The sequence below is a fragment of the Pseudomonas sp. 008 genome (assembly GCF_016861935.1).
Classification (GTDB): domain Bacteria; phylum Pseudomonadota; class Gammaproteobacteria; order Pseudomonadales; family Pseudomonadaceae; genus Aquipseudomonas.
The window spans coordinates 200466-219007 of sequence record NZ_BOMA01000005.1; the positions used below are offsets into that span (position 1 = coordinate 200466).

Genomic DNA, 18542 nt, shown 5'->3' on the forward strand with positions numbered 1-18542 from the left:
ATGCCTGTCATCACGTTGCAGTCCCCTCGCACAGCTCATGCGCGGCGGCGACGATCGTCGACACTTGAGGCAGTGCGGCTTCTTCAAGATGCCGGGGATAAGGCATCGGCACTTCGGCGCTGCACACCCGCGCCGGTGGTGCATCCAGTTCGTAAAAGCCCTGCTCGACGATCCGCGTGATGATTTCCGCTGCCAGGCTGCCGCTGCGCCAGCCTTCATCGACGACGAGGGCGCGGCGGGTTTTGCAGACCGAGGTCATGATTGTGCTGTCATCCAGAGGGCGCAGAACCCGCAGGTCGATGACTTCACAATCAATCCCCTCCCCGGCCAGTTGCTCAGCCGCCGTCAGGGCTTTGCCGAGGGTGCCGCCATACGCAATCAGGGTCAGGTCCTTGCCGACTCGACGGACCTTGGCGGCACTGATGTCCAGAGCCTTCCAGTCGCCAGTATCACCCTCCATGTTGTAGAGCTGGGCGTGTTCGAAAATCAGCACCGGGTCCGGATCCAGCAGCGCAGGCCAGAGCATACCGCGTGCATCCTCGACGGTCGCCGGGGCGAGAATTTTCAGCCCGGGGATATGCGCATACCAGCCTTCGAGGCTGTGAGAGTGTTGCGCCGCAAGCTGACGTCCCGCGCCCGTCGCCATGCGCACCACCAGGGGAACCGAGAATTGTCCGCCGGACATATGCCGCAGGGCAGCAGCGGTGTTCATCAGAGGATCGAGGGCGAGCAGGCTGAAGTTCACGGTCATGATTTCTACAATCGGCCGCATGCCCCCCAGCGCCGCCCCGATACCGGCCCCCACGAAGCCCAACTCGGACAATGGCGCATCTCGAATGCGCTCCGGGCCGAATGCTTCAAGCAGCCCCAAAGAGACGGCATAGCTGCCACCGTAACGGCCGACGTCTTCGCCCATCAGAAACACCCGAGGGTCGCGTTGCAACGCTTCACGCAGGGCCTCGCGCAACGCGTCGCGGTAGGTCATGCGAGTGCTCATGGCGCAGCCCTCGGGGTGTAGACATCGCGAGACAGATCCTCCAGCGGTTCCAGGCTGGCGCTTTCGGCATAAGCGATGGCGGCCTCCACTTCAGCGTCCACCTGGGCCAGAATCGCCAGAAAACCGGGTTCGTCCAACAGGCCTTCGGCCTTGAGCCGGGCACTGTAGGTGTGAATCGGCCCACGGGTCTTCCACTGCTCCACCTCGGCCTTGTCGCGATACAGCTGCGGGTCGAACATCGAGTGGGCGCGAAACCGATAGGTACGAAACTCCAGGAAAAAAGGCCCGCTCCCTTGCCGGATGTGTTCAACCGCCTCACGGGTGGCTTCGTACACCGCGACCACATCCATGCCATCGACAGACCGGGTCTGGACCTTGTACGCCGAGGCTTTGGCACACAGGTCGGTTTGCGATTGCGAACGCTCCAGGGCCGTGCCCATGGCATAGAGGTTGTTCTCGCAACAAAACAGCATCGGCAACTGCCACAAGGCGGCCAGGTTGATCGACTCGTGAAACGCTCCCTCGGCCATGGCACCTTCACCAAAAAAGCACGCGGAGAGCCGCGATCCACCCTGCATACGCTCGGCCAGCGCCAGGCCGACGGTAAGTGGCAAGCCGCCGGCGACGATGGCATTGCCGCCGAAGAAACGTGTACCGGCATCGAACAAGTGCATCGAACCACCACGCCCTCGCGAACAGCCTTCCTGGCGCCCGTACATCTCGGCCATGATGGTCTTCATGGGCACTCCCTTGATCAGGGCATGGCCATGTTCGCGATACGTCGCGACCACCGCATCGTCGGCTGCCAGCGCATGCAGAGCGCCGACCGCCACCGCTTCTTCACCGATGTACAGGTGCAGGAAGCCACGGATCTTGCCCTCTCCATACAGCTCGCCGGCGCGCTCCTCAAGGCGACGGATGCGCACCATGTCCCGCAGCAAATCGAGAGCAAAGTCTTTGGGCAACGATTGAAGACTCATGACGGATTCTCCAGGCTGGAAGTATCGCCCTCCGGCAAACCCAGCTCCCGAGCCTTGAGCAGGCGTCGCATGAGCTTTCCGCTGCGGGTGTGCGGCAGTGCCTGGATGAATGCCAGTTCCTTTGGCGCAACCACGGCACCGAGACGCTTGCGTCCATGGCCCAGCAATTCATCGTGCAGGGCCGGGCTGGCGGTGAATCCGCTCTTGAGCGAAACAAACGCCTTCACGGTTTCACCCAGCAGAGGATCGGGCTTTCCAATCACGGCAGCCTCGGCCACCGCCGGATGTTCCATCAGTGAGCTTTCCACCTCGAACGGGCCGATAAGGTGCCCGGCCGACTTGATGACATCGTCGCCGCGGCTGACGAACCAGTAATAACCGTCGGCATCGCGACGCACCAGATCACCACTGAGGTACCACTCACCGACGAAGCTCTGTCGATAGCGCTCCTCTTGCCCCAGATAAGTACGGAACATGGCGGGCCACGGTCGTTTCAGAGCCAGTTCACCGACTTCATTTGCCTCGAGAAACACCAGCGAACCGTCCGCCTTGCGCTCGACGATGGCCGCCTCGACGCCGGGCAACGGTTTGCCCATGGAGCCCGGTTTAATGGCCATCGAGACCGTGTTGGCAATCATGATTCCGCCGGTTTCGGTCTGCCACCAGTTGTCGTGGATCGGCAGCCCCAACACCTCTTTGCCCCACCAGACAGCCTCGGGGTTGAGCGGCTCGCCGACACTGGCAATAAATCGCAGGCAGGGAAAGTGATGGCGGCGCGCCAAGGCGTCACCGGCTTTCATCAAGAGGCGAATGGCCGTCGGTGCCGTGTACCAGACCGTCACCTGTTGCTCTTCGAGAATCCTGTACCAGCGTTCGGCATCGAATTCGTTGCCCTCGACCACGCTGGTGACCCCCATCAGCAGCGGCGCGAAAATCCCGTATGAAGTCCCCGTGACCCAGCCCGGATCGGCGCTGCACCAGTAAATATCTTCAGGGTGTAAATCCAGGGCGTATTTGGCGGTGACCCGATGCGTCAGCGCGGCACCGTGCACATGCAACACGCCTTTGGGGGTGCCGGTCGTGCCGCTGGTGAAGTGCAAAAGTGCGGGGCTGTCGACCGTTGTCCGGGCGATGTCGAAATCGTCAGCGGCTTCGGCCAGCAATCGATGCACACTGAGGGTGCCCGCCACAGCGTTCGTATCCCCACCCTCGGCGTCATACAGCAGCACATGCTTGAGTGCCGGCAAATGCTCACGAATCGCTACGATCTTGCGTCGATAAAGAGTTTCGCTGGTCAACAGCACGCTGCCTTCACCAAGACGCATCCGGGTTTCGATGGGCTCGGGGCCGAACGCGCAGAATAACGGCGAAACCACGCAACCGAGCTTCAAGCCACCGAGCACGCCCAGATACAGCTCCAGCCCTTGGCCACAGAGCACAAACAAGCGTTCACCGGGGGCCACGCCCAACGTTTTCAGCACATTGGCAAAGCGGTTAGTCAGCGTGCTCAGTTGCCCATAGCTGATGTCGCGGTGCCCGCCATGGCGATCGAGAATGCGCAACGCCGTCTGTTCACGCTCCCCTCCCATTGCATGCCGATCCACCGCCTCATAGGCGAGGTTCATGCCGCCCCCTGGCAATCCGGCCAATTCGAGCGCCTCCACCTGCCATGAAAAGGCTGCGCGGGCTTGCTCGCTGTCCAGCCAATTGGGCTTTGTCGGCAAACGGGTGAGTTGCTTTTTGATCATCGGCAAATGCATGGGCTTCACCTCAACGGCTGTTCATCACAACCCGTCACCCAGGGGTGTGATCAACCGTGAACGGGACTGTCCCTAGACCGCCAGGATGCTGCATGGCACCTGATACAGAATATGTTCGGTCGTGCTGCCCACCAGTTTGTTCAATCCATGGGACTGGACTCTGCCCATCACGATCACGTCCACCTGATTTGCCTCGGCAAACTCACTCAGCGCCGAGACCGGGTGCCCCAGAATGAAATGCCGACGGTCAGAGGCCACACCGTACCGACCGGCCAGCGCCAGGAACGATTTTTCCAGTTCCCTGCGCAGCTGCTTGGTCAGCTGCGACAGAGTCAGGCCGCCGCCGCCCATATCGCCCAGATAGTCTGTCGTGTCGCAGGCATACAGCAGGTGCAATTCGGCATTGCACTGCAGCGCAAGGCCATTGGCCTGCTGGATGATCCGGTCATTCAACTCTTTGTCGGCATCGGTACCCGAAGCGTCAACCGCGGCCACGATCTTGTGCGGCAAGGTATGGCCACTGCCGCCTATCAGATAGACCGGCACTGGACAGTGGCGCAGCAAGTGCCAATCCAGCGGGGTGAAGAACGCGCGCTTGAGCGCCGATTCATGCTGAACCTCCTTGATCAACAGGTCGGGCTGCATTTCCGTGACGTGATCCAGAATATCCTGCTGCAGGTCATCGGCCCAGGCCACTTCTGCCGTCACCTCGATCCCCAGGCCACGGATATTTTTTGCCTGATACTTCAACCAGTCGCGATGGTCCTGCAGATAGGTCTCCCGCGCCGTTTCCCGCACGCCCTCTTCAAGCAGCGACAGAATATCCAACGACTTTATCAAGGCAGCGATATGCAAACGTGCCCCGCTGGCCTTGGCCAGGGCCGCCGCATGTTGTATCGCAGGAGACTGGCGCAGGGCCGGGTTGATGATCAATAACAACCGTTGATACTGGCTCATGATCTGACTCCAGGCAGGTGGGCTTCAACGCGCCATGGCCTGTTGCGAGGGCGCGGTCGTTGCGCCCTCGCTGGATCAGGCACCAGCGTCAACCCAGAGTCCTCCGTTGGAATCGCTTTGGCGTTGATATAAATCAAATACCTTCGCCGGGCAGGCTACCGGCAGCAGCCCTCCATCATGAGTCGCTCTTGCTCATGGTTTTCAACCATTCCTGGTGGGCTTGACGGTATTTGTCATCCGCCAGTTTTTTCGCTGCAGAAAATCGCTGTATCGTCTGGGTCGAAACAGGCTCACTCAACAACGCATAGGCTTGTTTACTCAGTTGGTCGGCCTCAGCAAAGAGCGCCGAACATCGATTGATTGATTCAGAACAGGCAGAAGATTGTGTCGTTGAATCATTGGCGATCATGGTCGTACTCCTCCCGCAAGTACCAGTAAACGATCCCGACCTCCTGTCACCTCTTCAAGTTCGTAGCGTCGAGTACACCCTCGCCCGGTTCTACTCGTCACGCGTCCAGTCGATGTTCACCCCGAACTCATCATCGCTGTACTGATAATCGGCGTGCCCTTTGAAAGCCGCTTTCAGTGCATGCCCCAGGCGGTTCGCGAGATGGATGCCTGTGGTGGTCACAACCAGCGCGCCCTCGGAGTCGACCAGGCTGATGATGCGCTCCAGGGCATGTTCCGCTTTTTCGTTTTTCTCGGTGTTTTCGATCAGGTTGATGATCTCGCTTCGATGCGCGGCCAAGAAGCTGCCCGATAGCGTGAGCGTACCCGCCGGCTTGTTGTCATTGGTACGCTGACAGGCTGGACAGGTTACTGATTGCGCATCATGAACCACCGTGTTTTCAGGAACTTTCCAGGTCCAGTTACCTGCCTGGTAAGCGGCCCCACACTGCGGGCAGACGGCAGAGCCTTCGATTTTCGGCAAGCAATAAGGATCATGGGCCGGTGTTTTGAACAGCTGGTTTTTCTGACTCTGCTGAAACTTGTCCATGGTCTTTCCTCGCAAATGAGTTGGCTAAAAATCCCACGCGAACCGCGTTTTCAAATCGCCCCCTTCCAGTCAGGTCCACTGAAAACACGGTGGATTTGAAGATTTCATTTGGGCCCGGTTTGCTGCGGCGCAAGTTGATATTTGTCAATTCGGGCCAACAACCGACGGTCGATCATCCGAACGGTACGTACTGCGACTGCACGTCTGCCTGTGTGACTTTGTTGATAAAAATCAACGCTGCACGTGCCATTTCATAGAAGCTGAAACAATGCAGAACTCTTCAGGAGAACAACCTGATGGCTCACACTAAAATCCTGTTTCGTGCTGGCGCTCGCGAGAAAATCCTCAGCGGAGCCACACAATTGGCGGACGCTGTCCGGGTGACCCTGGGACCGAAATCGAAATCGGTGTTGATTCAAAATAAATGGGGCAATCCGACGGTCTGCAACGATGGCGTGACAATTGCCAAACGGATCGACCTGCTGGACCCCGAGGAGAATCTGGGTGCGCAAATGCTGCGGCAAGCGGCGGAACGCACCGGCGAGGCCGTGGGGGACGGCACCAGTACATCGACGGTATTGGCCCATGCAATGCTGGCCGACGGCATCCGCAACGTCGTCGCCGGCGCCAGTGCGATCGACCTCAAGCGCGGTATGGACCGGGGGTTTTCTCTGGTCATGCAATCACTGCTGGCGCAATCGCGCCCGGTCAGCACGCCCAAGGAAAAGGCCCAAGTGGCCACGCTTTCGGCCCATAACGACGCGGTCATCGGTCAACTGGTGGCCGACGCTCTGGAAAAGGTCGGCATTGAAGGTGTGGTCAGTGTCGAAGAGTCCAAGACCACCGAAACAGTGGTCGAGGTCATGGAAGGGATGCGTCTGGATCGTGGATATGTCTCGCCCTACTTCGTAACCGACACCGAGAAGATGCAGGCCGAACTTGACGATGCCTACCTGCTGCTCTGTGACCATAAGATCGGGGTGCTCAAAGACCTGCTGCCATTGCTGGAACTGATTGCCAAAAGTGGCCAGCCACTGGTCCTGATCGCCGACGACATAGAGGGTGAAGCGTTGACCACGCTGGTGGTCAACCAGATTCGGGGGGTATTGCGCGCGGTGGCGATCAAGGCGCCAGGCTTCGGTGATCGACGCAAGGAAATGCTTCAGGACATTGCCGTTCTGACCGGCGCAACCGTGATCTCCAATGAGCTGGGGATCAACCTCGAACAGGTAGAGTTGAGCCAGTTGGGCCGGGCTCATCGCGTCGTGGTGCAAAAAGACAGCACGGCGCTGATTGGCGGCGCAGGTGCACGCGAGGCTATCGAGGCGCGCCTGCAACAGATCCGCGTGCAAATGGACAACACCACCAGCGATTACGACCGGGAAAAACTTCAGGAACGCCTGGCCAGGCTGTCTGGCGGCGTGGCGGTGATCCGCGTCGGCGCGCCTTCCGAAGCGGAAATGAAATCGCGCAAGGATGCACTCGACGACGCGATTTCCGCGACCCGGGCAGCGATCGCCGAAGGCATTGTTCCAGGCGGCGGCCTGGCGCTGCTCAAGGCGGTGCCGATGATCGCCGCCGAGGAAGCCAGCCATGAGGGCGATGTCAAAACCGGCCTGCAGATTCTGCGCAGGGCACTGGAAGCACCGGCCAGGTTCATCGCTGAAAACTCGGCGGTGGATGCCGGCGTGGTCATTGCCCGGATGCTCGCCGAACCGGGCAACGTGGGCTTCGATGCGGCAACCAATTGTTATGTGGACATGTACGAAGCCGGCATCATCGACCCGACCAAAGTGGTACGCATTGCCCTGGAAAATGCCGTGTCGGTCGCCAGTGTCCTGCTGCTCACCGAGGCGACCATGACGGATATTCCAGAAAAGGAATCGCCTGCCCAGCCACCGTTTCCTGAATGACCGGCACGAGGTGAGGAGATCCAGACCCGAGGTCTCTGTGCACATCATCCGGCGCCCTGCGCGAGGGAGAAGCTGAAGCAGGCTATCTTTATAAAACGGGTTGGCCGCGGGCTTACCGATATGCGTTCCCACTCTGAGCCAAGGCCATGAAAAAGAACGACCAGTGGAACCTGTCCTACTTGGCGATCGCATTTATCGTCATGGGCCTCATGCAGGTCTTCTTTGTCGAGCGCCAGGCCGTGCAGCCCCTCCCCTACAGCCAGTTCATGCAATTGTTGAACGAGCAAAAAGTCAGTGACTTGCAGATCGACAAGGACCGGATCAGCGGCAAATTGGTGGAACCCATCGACGGACGCGACCGGTTCTCCACGGTGCGGGTCGATCCGTCGCTGGCGACCGAACTCTCCCAATCGGGCGTCGGTTTTACCGGAGTCAACGAAAACACCTTTATGAACAGCCTGTTGGGCTGGTTGTTGCCGTTCATAATGATCATGGTGTTCTGGCATTTCCTGTTTCGCGGGATGGCGGACAAACAAGGCCTTGGCGGGTTGATGAATGTCGGCAAGTCGCGGGCCAGGATCTTTGTCGAACGGGACACCGGAGTGACCTTCGCCGATGTCGCGGGCATCGACGAAGCCAAGGCCGAACTGGTGGAAATTGTCTCGTTCCTCAAGAACAAAGCCCGATACGCACGCCTGGGTGCGCACATCCCCAAGGGCACTTTGCTGGTCGGCCCGCCAGGCACCGGCAAGACCCTGGTGGCCAAAGCCATCGCCGGTGAAGCCGGTGTGCCGTTTTTCTCGATTTCGGGGTCCGAGTTTGTCGAAATGTTCGTCGGGGTCGGTGCGGCCCGGGTCCGCGACCTGTTCGAACAGGCCCGCCAGGCGTCGCCCTGCATCATCTTCATTGATGAACTCGATGCGCTGGGCAAGATGCGTGGCGTCGGCGTGTTGGGCGGCAATGACGAAAAAGAACAGACCCTCAACCAGTTACTGGCCGAGCTGGACGGCTTCGATCCGCGGGAGGGCGTGGTGTTGCTGGCCGCAACCAACCGGCCGGAGGTCCTTGATCCGGCGCTGTTGCGCGCTGGGCGCTTCGACCGGCAGATTCTGATCGACCGCCCCGATCGCAAAGGGCGGCAGTCGATTCTTAAGGTTCATCTAAAGAAAATCACCGTGGAACCAGGCCTCGATAGCGCGCGTATCGCCGAAATCACCACTGGTTTCACCGGCGCCGACCTGGCCAACCTGGTGAACGAAGCAGCCATCGTCGCCACCCGTCGCGGCGCCGAGGCGGTCAGCCTGAACGACTTCACCGCCGCGGTGGAACGCCTTATCGCGGGGCTTGAACGCAAGAGCAGCCTGCTGGATGCCGACGAGCGCCGGGTGGTGGCCTATCACGAGATGGGGCATGCCCTGGCCGCCAGCAGCCTGCCGGCCATGGACCCGGTGCATAAAGTGTCGATTGTGCCCCGGGCCATCGGCTCACTGGGCTATACCTTGCAGCGACCGACCGAGGATCACTTCCTGATCAGTTGCCAGACACTCAAGGACCGGATTGTCGTGCTGATGGCCGGACGCGCCGCCGAGGACCTTGTCTACGGCCAGATCTCCACCGGGGCCGCCGACGATCTGGGCCGCGCGACCGATATCGCCCGGCAACTGATCACCCGCTTCGGCATGAGCCCTGAGCTCGGCCAGTCGGTGCTGGAAAAGCAAACCCCAACGTACCTGGGAGATCGCATGGCCACGATGGGCGAAAAGGATTATTCGGAACAGACTGCCCGGGAAATCGACCTGGGTATTCGCGCCCTGCTCGATGAAGCCTACCAACGGGCCAAGGCGCTGCTCCAGAGTCGTCGGGCCGACTTGGATGAGGGTGCCCGTCTGTTGCTGGAAAAGGAAACCCTCACGCCCGAGGAGTTCCCGCCGCTGATGCCATTCAAGCCCACCCCGGCATTACCCGCACCGTGACGCACCGATCAATCGCCCGGATACGGCGCCCTGCCCCCATCGCTGAAGGCTCATCATGTTCGCAGTCACGCTGATCAACACGTTGGTGGTGGTCATCACGGTGGTGATCCACTACGAATGCCTGCTGCGTCTGAACGATTGGCTGCCCAGGCTCAAACTCTGGAGCCGCTTCCGGATCGTCGTCGGGGTATTCGGCGCGATGGCGGCCCATGCGTTAGAGGTCTGGTGTTTCGCGCTGGTCTATTACCTGCTGATCCGCTCCGGTGAATGGGGCAGCCTGAGCGGCAATTTCGATGGTTCGTTCATGGACTGCGTGTACTTTTCCTTCACCACGTTCACGACCATCGGTTTCGGCGACATTTCACCCATGGGAAACCTCAAGTACCTGACCGGGTTGGAGGCACTGACAGGGCTGGTGCTGATTTCCTGGACCGCTTCGTTCCTGTTTCTGGAGATGCAGAAGTACTGGAAGAGCAAATAGCGCCGGGCGCCGTCCATCAGCCCTGATTGCCCGGCGCAGGCGTCCATTGCCACTCCATCACTTCGGGCATGTCCTGCCCGTGTTCGATGAGGTAAAGCTTGTGTTTCTCCATCGTCGCCCAGTAACGCGCCCGGGCGGTCTGGAGTTGATCGTGCAGCCTGGGCACGCGCTCGATGACATCCAGGGCCAACTGATACCGATCCAGATTATTGAGCACCGCCATGTCGAACGGCGTGGTGGTCGCCCCCTCGTCCTTGAAGCCGCGAACATGGAAGTTTTCATGATTGGTGCGCTTGTACAGCAGCCGGTGGATCAGCGCGGGGTAGCCGTGGAAGGCAAAGATCACCGGCCGGTCGACGGTAAACAATTCATCGAAGGCGCTGTCGGGCAAACCGTGGGGATGGTGGTACGACGGCTGCAGGACCATCAGGTCGACGACATTGACCACCCGCACCCGCAGATCCGGCACGTATTCGCGCAGCAAAGTGACCGCCGCCAGGGTTTCCAGGGTCGGAACGTCGCCGGCACAGGCCATCACCACGTCGGGATCGCTGTCATCGCGGCAGGCCCAATCCCAGCGTCCGATACCGGCCTGGCAATGACGAATGGCGGCATCGATGTCCAGCCACTGCCACTCCGGTTGCTTGCCGGCCACAATCACGTTGATGTAGTTGCGGCTCCTGAGGCAGTGCTCGGCCACTGACAGCAGGCAATTGGTATCGGGCGGCAGGTAGATCCGCACCACGTCCGCCGTTTTGTTCGCCACCAGATCGATGAACCCCGGGTCCTGATGGGAAAAACCGTTGTGGTCCTGGCGCCAGACATGGGAGGTGAGCACATAGTTGAGCGAGGCCACGGGTTTGCGCCATGGCACTTCGGCGGCGGTTTTCAGCCATTTGGCATGTTGGTTGAACATCGAGTCGACGATGTGGATGAACGCCTCGTAACAGGAAAACACCCCATGCCGGCCGGTCAGCAAATAACCTTCGAGCCAGCCTTCGCACACCTGTTCGCTCAGAATCTCCATCACCCGGCCATCGGTCGACAGATTGACGTCATCAGGCCCCAGCGGCTCCATCCACGCCTTGGCACTGACTTCATACACCGCATCCAGCCGGTTCGAGGCGGTTTCGTCCGGGCCGAACAGGCGAAAATTGCTCGACGTCAGATTGCATTTCATCACGTCGCGCAAAAACCGGCCCAGCACCCGCGTGGCCTCTGCCCGCAGGCCACCGGGCGTCTCGACGTTCACCGCATACTGGGTGAACCGTGGCAGGTCCAGCGCGCGCAACAGCAGCCCACCGTTGGCGTGGGGGTTGGCGCTCATTCGCCGATGGCCGGTCGGCGCCAACGCCGCGATCTCGGGCAACAAGGTGCCATTGGCATCAAACAATTCGTCGGGGCGGTAACTGCTGAGCCATTCCTCCAGTTGCCGCAAATGCTGCGGCTGCTGGAAGTCGGCCAAGGGCACTTGATGCGCCCGCCAGGTGCCTTCGACCCGCTGGCCATCGACGAATGTCGGCCCCGTCCAGCCCTTGGGCGTGCGCAAGATCAGCATTGGCCACAGGGGTCGCTCCACTGCCCGGGACGATGATCGTTGACGCGCGCCCCGCTGAATGTCGCGAATCTCCTGCACGATGGTGTCCAGCGTTCTGGCCAGGGTTTGATGAACCTCTGTCGGGTCATCGCCTTCGACGAAATACGGGTCGTAGCCATAGCCGTACATCAACGCCGACAACTCCTCCTCGCTGATGCTGGAGAGCACCGTCGGGTTGGCGATTTTGTATCCGTTCAAATGCAGAATCGGCAGCACCGCCCCGTCACGCGCCGGGTTGAGGAACTTGTTGGAATGCCAACTGGCCGCCAACGCCCCGGTTTCCGCCTCGCCGTCGCCAATCACACACGCCACGATCAGGTCCGGATTGTCGAACGCGGCGCCATAGGCATGGGCCAGGCTGTAGCCCAGCTCGCCGCCTTCATGGATCGACCCCGGAATCTGCGCCGACACATGGCTGGAAATGCCATACGGCCAGGAAAACTGCCGAAACAGTCGGGCCAGGCCATTGGTATTGCGCCCCACCGACGGGTTGCACTCGGTGTACGTGCCTTCCAGGTAGGTCTGGGCCACGATGGCCGGCCCGCCGTGCCCGGGACCGGCAATGAAGATCATGTTCAGGTCGTGGGTCGTGATCAGGCGATTGAGGTGCGTATAGATCAGGTTCAACCCCGGCGTCGTGCCCCAGTGCCCCAGTAACCGTGGCTTTACATCCGCCAGCGTCAGCGGCACCGCCAGCAGCGGATTGTCCTTGAGGTAGATCTGCCCGACCGCCAGGTAATTGGACGCCCGCCAGTAGGCATCCAGCCCTTCCAGTTGCTCGGCACTCAGAAAATCGCTCATGACGTCCTCCGCCAGGGCCTCGGTAAACCGGGAGACATGCGTCGATTCTGGGTGTCTGCACGGCCTAAGACTTGATTTACATCAAATCTTAGGCCGTCTATCCCGGCTCAACAGGAACAAGCTTTTCCCCGCTCATCGATTCTATCTGTAAACGCCCGATTGAAATGGGGGATCCGAACTATGCTCTAAGCTCCTGTCAGGGGGAGTTTTTGCGATGCCTGAAACCCGGCCGTATCAACATCATTATCTGAAAGCCGCGTGTGCCAATTGCAGCGTTCTGGAGTTGTGTCTGCCGATTGGCTTGAGCAGCCACGAAGTCGAACGGCTGGATACCCTGATTATTCAGCGCGTAAAGGTTAAAAAAGGCGCAGCCCTGTACCGGGCCGGCGATCCGTTGCGCTCGCTCTACGCGGTGCGGATCGGCTCATTCAAGACCAGCATGCTGTCGGTCGACGGTCGCGAGCAGGTCACCGGGTTTCAGATCCCCGGCGAGATGCTCGGTCTGGACGCCATCAGCGACGATCATCACACCTGCAGTGCCTTTGCCCTGGAGGACAGCGAAGTCTGCCCCTTCAACTTCACCCAACTGGAGAAGCTCGCTCTGGAGCTGCCCTCGTTGCAGCACAACATGAACAAGATCCTGAGCCGGGAAATCGTCCGTGAGCACAACCTGCTGATGATGATGGGCAACATGAACTCCGATGAACGCCTGGCCGCCTTCCTGCTGAACCTGTCGCAACGGCTGAGTATTCGAGGTTACTCGTCCCGAGATTTTGTGCTGAAGATGCGTCGCGAAGAGATCGGCTCCTACCTGGGCCTGCGTCTGGAAACCATCTGTCGGGGCATCGCTCATCTACGGGACTCGGAACTGGTCGAGATTTCCGGGCGTAACGTCAAAGTGCTGAATCTGGACGGGCTCAAGCAACTGGTCGCCGGCTGCCACCGGGAGGCGCCCCTCTGACGTCTTGCGGTGCATCGGTTTTGGAGAGTCGTTATGCGCGCCATGGTTCTGCATGCCCCCGGCCAGCCGCTGCAACGCGAAGAACGTCCCGTGCCGCAGCCCGGCGCGCAGCAACTGTTGATCAAGGTGTTGGCCTGTGGCGTGTGCCGCACCGACCTGCATTTGGTGGACGGTGAATTGCCGCAAGCAGTGCTGCCGCGGGTGCCGGGCCATGAAATCGTCGGTGAAGTGACAGCGGTGGGCGCCGATGTCGCGCCCGACTGGGTCGGCAAGCGCGTCGGCGTTCCCTGGCTTGGCTGGACGTGTGGTGAGTGCACGTTTTGCTGCTCGGGCCGGGAAAACCTCTGCGACCGGGCACAGTTTACCGGCTGTCATCTGGATGGCGGTTATGCCGACCACACGGTTGCCGATGCCCACTTCTGTTTCCCCCTCCCGGACGCGCTCTCGGCCACCGAAGCCGCACCGCTGCTGTGCGCCGGGCTGATCGGTTTTCGCGCCTTGCAAATGGCCAAAGGCGCACGCCACCTGGGCCTCTATGGCTTCGGCGCGGCGGCGCATCTGGCAATTCAGGTGGCGCGGGGACGGGGGCAGCAGGTGTACGCCTTCACTCGACCGGGTGACAGCGAGGGCCAGGCTTATGCCAGGACGCTGGGCGCCGTGTGGGCAGGTTCCTCGGATCAGCCGCCACCGCACCCGCTCGATGCCAGCCTGATCTTCGCCCCCGTCGGTGCGCTGGTGCCGCTGGCGCTGGAGGCCAGCGTCAAGGGCGGTTGTGTGATTTGCGCCGGCATCCACATGAGCGACATCCCCAGCTTCCCCTATCGACTGTTGTGGGGCGAACGCAGCGTCCGCTCGGTGGCGAACCTGACTCGCGAAGACGGCACGGCGTTTTTTGCAGAGCTGCGTCATACGCCCGTGCACAGCGACGTCACCTGTTTTGCCCTGGACGATGCCAATCAGGCGCTGGCAAGCCTGCGGGCCGGTCAGGTCAAAGGAGCGATCGTGCTCGTCCCCTGACGCTCGCCCCTGCCGTTCGGTGTTTTTTCCGGCACCGTCCACTAACAACGCTAGGCTTACGGATGACGTGGCGATGCCTCGTCATTCTGCAGGGAGCGCAAAAAATGGAATTAATTGACCGTTGGCAGCCTCTCTCTCTCAGGACAGCCTGTATCAGGGAGGAATGCCGCCATGCAGATTTCTAATCATTACAAATGGTCTGCCTTGGCAGCCATTGCACTGACCCTCTTCAGCGTACTGATATTTTTGCTGATCAAATCCTACTCGTACGACACATCGACCTACTTCGAATCGCGCGACTTCGTTCGTCAACTCAAGCAATACGATGCCAATTGGAACGTGAAGCTCCTGCGAGCCAAAATCGGCATGAACAACAACCTGTTGCTGGTGGCGCCGCCTGAAGCGGAAGAGCGCTGGCAACAGCTCGATAACCTCAACGCTGTCGGCCCGCTCCCGACCCTTTGGCAAACCCGACGCCAGGGTTATCTGGAGGCGGTAGAAAACAAAGCCCGGTTGGTTGAGCAATTCAAACAGCACAACACGGCCTTGCGAACAGCATTCGAGGCCCTGCCTACGCTGGAAGATGCCATTCGGGTGTTGCAGGAAGATTCCAACGACAAACTCTCGTCGGTGGATGCCCGGGCGGCCTCAGTGGTGTTCGACCTTACCTTGGACACCCTTGAATACGCCCTCTATGTCAGCAGCGAACGGGCCGAAGAAATCTCCGGGCATCTGGAATATCTGAATGAGTACATCAATCAACTGCCGCCTGAACGGCGCCCGACTTTCACTGCACTCGTAGACGCTGTGAATGCCATTGTTCGAGAGCAGCCCATCGTCAATGACCTGGTTGATCGCATCAGTGTCATTCCGGTTGCACAGCAACTGGACAGCATCAACGAGTTATTGAACGAGACACAACGGCGCACAGCCGCGACAGATCGCCAATACCACCTCTACCTGGGGATCTGCGCCGGCATCATGGCGCTGCTGTTGCTGTACCTGGCCGCCCGTCTGATTCGCAGTTATGCGCTGATCAACAAGATGAACAACCAATTGCAGACAGCGAACGAGCGGCTGGAGCAACGGGTCGAGGAACGCACCCGCGAACTGTTTGAAGCCGAGCGCGAACTGATCGACGCCGCGCGGATGGCCGGTATGGCAGAGATCGCGACCAACGTGCTGCACAACGTCGGTAATGTGTTGAATAGCGTTAACGTCTCCGCGGAATTGATCACCCGCAAATTGTCGACCAGCAAAACCCTCGGCCTGGGCAAAGCGGTAAAAATGATCAATGAACATGCCGAAGACCTGGGTCAGTTCATGACGCACGATGAAAAAGGCAAACTGCTGCCCCTTTACTTCAATCAACTGGTGGATTCCATCGCGGCCGAGCAATCGAGCATCGTTGACGAGCTGGCGCAACTCACCAAGAGCATCGATCACATCAAGGATATTGTTGCCACCCAACAGGCCTATGCCGGCGCCGCCCGGCTGGTCGAGCCGTTGAATGTCGTCGATCTGTTCGAAGATGCGTTACGCATGAATTCCGGCGCCTTGAGTCGACACCATGTCACCGTCATTAAAGACTACCAGGCCACACCGACCATCATCGGCGACAAACACCGACTGCTGTTGATCCTGATCAACCTGATCAGCAATGCCAAATATGCGATGTCCAGGGTCAGCGATCATGAGCGCCGTATGACGCTGGGCGTCAGTATTATCGATAACGCAACGCTACGCTTCAGCGTAGAGGATCAGGGCGAAGGGATCGCCGCCGAGAACATGACCCGCATCTTCAATCACGGCTTCACCACGCGCAAGGAAGGCCATGGATTCGGCCTGCACAGCTGCGCGCTCGCGGCGGTGGAAATGAACGGCCACCTTCGCGTCCATAGCGATGGACCCGGCCAGGGAGCGGTTTTTACCCTGGAGATTCCGCTGGAGATGGCGCAGGTAATGCCGGCCGCCGTAAGCCTGTAGCAGCTGTCGAGCCTGCGAGGCTGCGTTCGGCGGCGAAGCCGTCGTCAAACCAGAGCTTGCGGTGCATCAGGCAGACCGCGTCAATCGGACTCACGACTGCTGCGCAGCCGAACGCAGCCTCGCGCTGCTCGGCAGCTGCTACACGGTAGCCGTCAACCCACCAGCGCAATCAACTGCTGGCGCTGTGCATCCGTGAGCATCGGTCCTCTACCTGCACCGGCGTTTTCCGTCATGTAGCGCGGGTTGCTGGTGCCGGGGATGACGCAGGTCACCGCCGGATGAGCCAGCAGGAACTTGAGCGCCAGTTGCGCCCAGCTGTTGATCCCCACTTGCGCAGCCCATCCCGGTAGCGGTTTGCCTTTCAATCGAGCGATCAGGCCCCCGCCACCGAAGGGCCGATTGCAGATCACCGCCACACCGCGCTCACGACACAGCGGCAGGATTCGCTTCTCGACAGCGCGGTCGTCCAGGGCATAGTTGATCTGCAAAAAATCCATCGGCTCGCCTTTCAACACCGTCTCCACTTCGTCGTAGGCCGACGCCGTGTAATGGCTGATGCCGATGTAGCGGATACGCCCTTCTGCCTTCCATTGACGCAGGGTCGGCAGATGGGTTTTCCAGTCCAGCAGGTTGTGAATCTGCATCAGGTCGATCCGGTCGGTCTGCAACAGTTTGAACGACTGCTCCATCTGCGCGATGCCTTCCTCGCGGCCACGGGTCCAGACCTTGGTGGCCAGGAAGGCCGGTGAGCGAGGGCGATGGATCGACAGCAGCTCACCGGTGGTCTGCTCGGCGCGGACCGTACATGGGCGAACTGTCGATCACCTTTCCACCCTTCTCGAACAACGCGCTGAGCACCGCCTGCAGTTGCTTGTAAGCGGCGTCGGAGGGCGTGACATCAAAACCGCGATAAGTACCCAAGCCGACGATGGGCAACGGCTCGTTGCTGGAAGGAATCGCTCGGGTCAGCATGTTCTTGCCTCATGTGTGGTGAGGGGGCTTGCCCCCGTTGGGTTGCGAAGCGGCCCCAAAACCTGCAGTCGCGGTGTATCAGGTACTCCGCATGCAACGGATTTACGACTGCTACGCAGTCGAACGGGGGCGAGCCCCCTCGCCACAGGTGCTCGCACCCACACGGGCATTGGGCGGCGCCTCTGCACAGCTGAAATTGCTGGACTACACTCTGGCGACGCTCCAGCAATAGCTGTCTCAAGGCCCGAAGCAGTCCATGCCGTCCACTAAACTTAGCCGAATGTCGCGAACCCCGGTGTCTCTCTTCGCTTTCCTTGCCGTTGCATACCTGCTGCTCTGCGTCGCGCTGTTCGTGTTTCAACGGGCCCTCATCTACTACCCGCAACCTCGCGCCATCGGCACACCCGAATCACTTCTTGCCTTGTCAGTCGCCGACGCGCAGGTGCTGGTGACCGTCAGGCCACACGACGGGCCGAAGGCGTTGATCTACTTTGGTGGCAATGCCGAGGACGTTTCCCGCAGCCTGCCCGGGTTTTCGCAGGCGTTTGCGGATCATGCGATCTACTTGCTGCATTACCGAGGTTACGGAGGCAGTACCGGGTCGCCGTCCGAGGAGGCGATTCAGCGTGATGCCATGACCTTGTTCGACTATGTCTACAACAGCCATCCCGATATTGCAGTGATCGGGCGCAGCCTGGGTTCAGGCGTTGCCGTGCGCCTGGCCAGCCAGCGACCGGCGTCGCGGCTGATCCTGATCACGCCCTACAACAGCCTTGAAGACCTCGCCGCCCGCCAGTTTCCCTGGTTCCCGGTGAAATGGCTGTTGCAGGACAAGTTCGAGTCCTGGAAATACGCCGCTCATATCACGGTCCCGACGCTGTTGGTTGCGGCCGAGCACGACGAAGTCGTACCGCGCGCAAGCACAGACCAGCTCTACACGCATTTCGCCAAGGGTGTAGCATCGCTGCAGGTCATACCGGACACGGGCCACAACTCGATCTCCGAGAGCCCCAACTACCTGCAAATGCTGGGCGCCGCGTTGTGAGCACCCTCACAGCAGCACGTTTTTAAGCAGACGGTCAGAAAAACGAAGTAAATACTTAACGTTTTTTTTACAATCCAACTGGCAGGGTATACGGCTGCGAGTTCT

General features: G+C 60.1%; 14 protein-coding genes and 1 pseudogene. 7 read left to right on the top strand and 8 right to left on the bottom strand.

Going from position 1 to position 18542, the window contains the following annotated elements; all coding sequences use genetic code 11:
* Nucleotides 1-10 precede the first annotated feature (10 nt).
* The 6 genes from JUI81_RS12455 to JUI81_RS12480 all read right to left on the bottom strand — a co-directional run bounded on the left by JUI81_RS12455 (nt 11) and on the right by JUI81_RS12480 (nt 5691).
* Nucleotides 11-997, bottom strand: a complete 987-nt coding sequence (locus JUI81_RS12455; RefSeq protein WP_096480737.1) for an alpha-ketoacid dehydrogenase subunit beta — start codon at nt 995-997, stop codon at nt 11-13.
* Nucleotides 994-1977 (bottom strand): pyruvate dehydrogenase (acetyl-transferring) E1 component subunit alpha, encoded by a 984-nt coding sequence (gene pdhA, locus JUI81_RS12460; protein ID WP_028939737.1) that lies wholly within the window; start codon nt 1975-1977, stop codon nt 994-996. The genes JUI81_RS12455 and pdhA overlap by 4 nt, the downstream gene beginning before the upstream one ends.
* Nucleotides 1974-3737 carry an acetate--CoA ligase gene (gene acsA, locus JUI81_RS12465; protein WP_204124356.1) on the bottom strand — a complete coding sequence of 588 codons (1764 nt, stop codon included), beginning with the start codon at nt 3735-3737 and terminating at the stop codon, nt 1974-1976. The genes pdhA and acsA overlap by 4 nt, the downstream gene beginning before the upstream one ends.
* Before the next feature lie 72 nt (nt 3738-3809).
* The gene (locus tag JUI81_RS12470; RefSeq protein ID WP_204124357.1) at nt 3810-4694 is read right to left on the bottom strand and encodes a universal stress protein; all 885 of its coding nucleotides are present in this window, start codon (nt 4692-4694) and stop codon (nt 3810-3812) included.
* Between the two features lie 175 nt (nt 4695-4869).
* On the bottom strand, nt 4870-5103 hold the full coding sequence (locus JUI81_RS12475; RefSeq protein ID WP_204124358.1) for a hypothetical protein: 234 nt from the start codon (nt 5101-5103) through the stop codon (nt 4870-4872).
* Between the two features lie 90 nt (nt 5104-5193).
* Nucleotides 5194-5691, bottom strand: a complete 498-nt coding sequence (locus tag JUI81_RS12480; protein ID WP_204124359.1) for a BCAM0308 family protein — start codon at nt 5689-5691, stop codon at nt 5194-5196.
* A 296-nt stretch (nt 5692-5987) separates the two neighbouring features.
* Between JUI81_RS12480 and groL the strand changes: the two genes are divergently transcribed.
* The 3 genes from groL (at nt 5988) to JUI81_RS12495 (ending at nt 10058) form a co-directional block, all read left to right on the top strand.
* Nucleotides 5988-7604, top strand: a complete 1617-nt coding sequence (groL, locus tag JUI81_RS12485) for a chaperonin GroEL (protein WP_204124360.1) — start codon at nt 5988-5990, stop codon at nt 7602-7604.
* Between the two features lie 146 nt (nt 7605-7750).
* On the top strand, nt 7751-9577 hold the full coding sequence (ftsH, locus tag JUI81_RS12490) for an ATP-dependent zinc metalloprotease FtsH (RefSeq protein ID WP_204124361.1): 1827 nt from the start codon (nt 7751-7753) through the stop codon (nt 9575-9577).
* Nucleotides 9578-9632: 55 nt separating this feature from the next.
* Complete coding sequence (locus JUI81_RS12495) at nt 9633-10058, top strand: potassium channel family protein (RefSeq protein ID WP_111453728.1); 426 nt, start codon at nt 9633-9635, stop codon at nt 10056-10058.
* 16 nt (nt 10059-10074) lie between these two features.
* Here the strand turns inward: JUI81_RS12495 and JUI81_RS12500 are convergent, their stop codons facing one another.
* A complete protein-coding gene (locus JUI81_RS12500) occupies nt 10075-12456 on the bottom strand; it encodes a phosphoketolase (RefSeq protein WP_204124362.1) in 2382 nt (793 codons plus the stop codon).
* A gap of 214 nt (nt 12457-12670) precedes the next feature.
* On the opposite strand from JUI81_RS12500, the gene fnr reads away from it, so the two are divergent.
* From fnr to JUI81_RS12515, 3 genes are all read left to right on the top strand, one after another.
* The gene (gene fnr, locus JUI81_RS12505) at nt 12671-13417 is read left to right on the top strand and encodes a fumarate/nitrate reduction transcriptional regulator Fnr (RefSeq protein ID WP_204124363.1); all 747 of its coding nucleotides are present in this window, start codon (nt 12671-12673) and stop codon (nt 13415-13417) included.
* A gap of 33 nt (nt 13418-13450) precedes the next feature.
* A complete protein-coding gene (locus tag JUI81_RS12510) occupies nt 13451-14434 on the top strand; it encodes a zinc-dependent alcohol dehydrogenase family protein (RefSeq protein ID WP_204124364.1) in 984 nt (327 codons plus the stop codon).
* A 171-nt stretch (nt 14435-14605) separates the two neighbouring features.
* Nucleotides 14606-16420: a DAHL domain-containing protein gene (locus tag JUI81_RS12515; protein ID WP_019582035.1), complete on the top strand. Its 1815-nt coding sequence runs from the start codon at nt 14606-14608 to the stop codon at nt 16418-16420.
* Nucleotides 16421-16572: 152 nt separating this feature from the next.
* Here JUI81_RS12515 and JUI81_RS12520 read toward each other — a convergent pair.
* Nucleotides 16573-17392: pseudogene (locus tag JUI81_RS12520) on the bottom strand (aldo/keto reductase).
* Between the two features lie 256 nt (nt 17393-17648).
* Between JUI81_RS12520 and JUI81_RS12525 the strand changes: the two are divergent.
* Entirely contained in the window at nt 17649-18437 is a 789-nt protein-coding gene (locus JUI81_RS12525; protein ID WP_026331911.1) for an alpha/beta hydrolase, read from the top strand.
* Nucleotides 18438-18542: the final 105 nt, after the last annotated feature.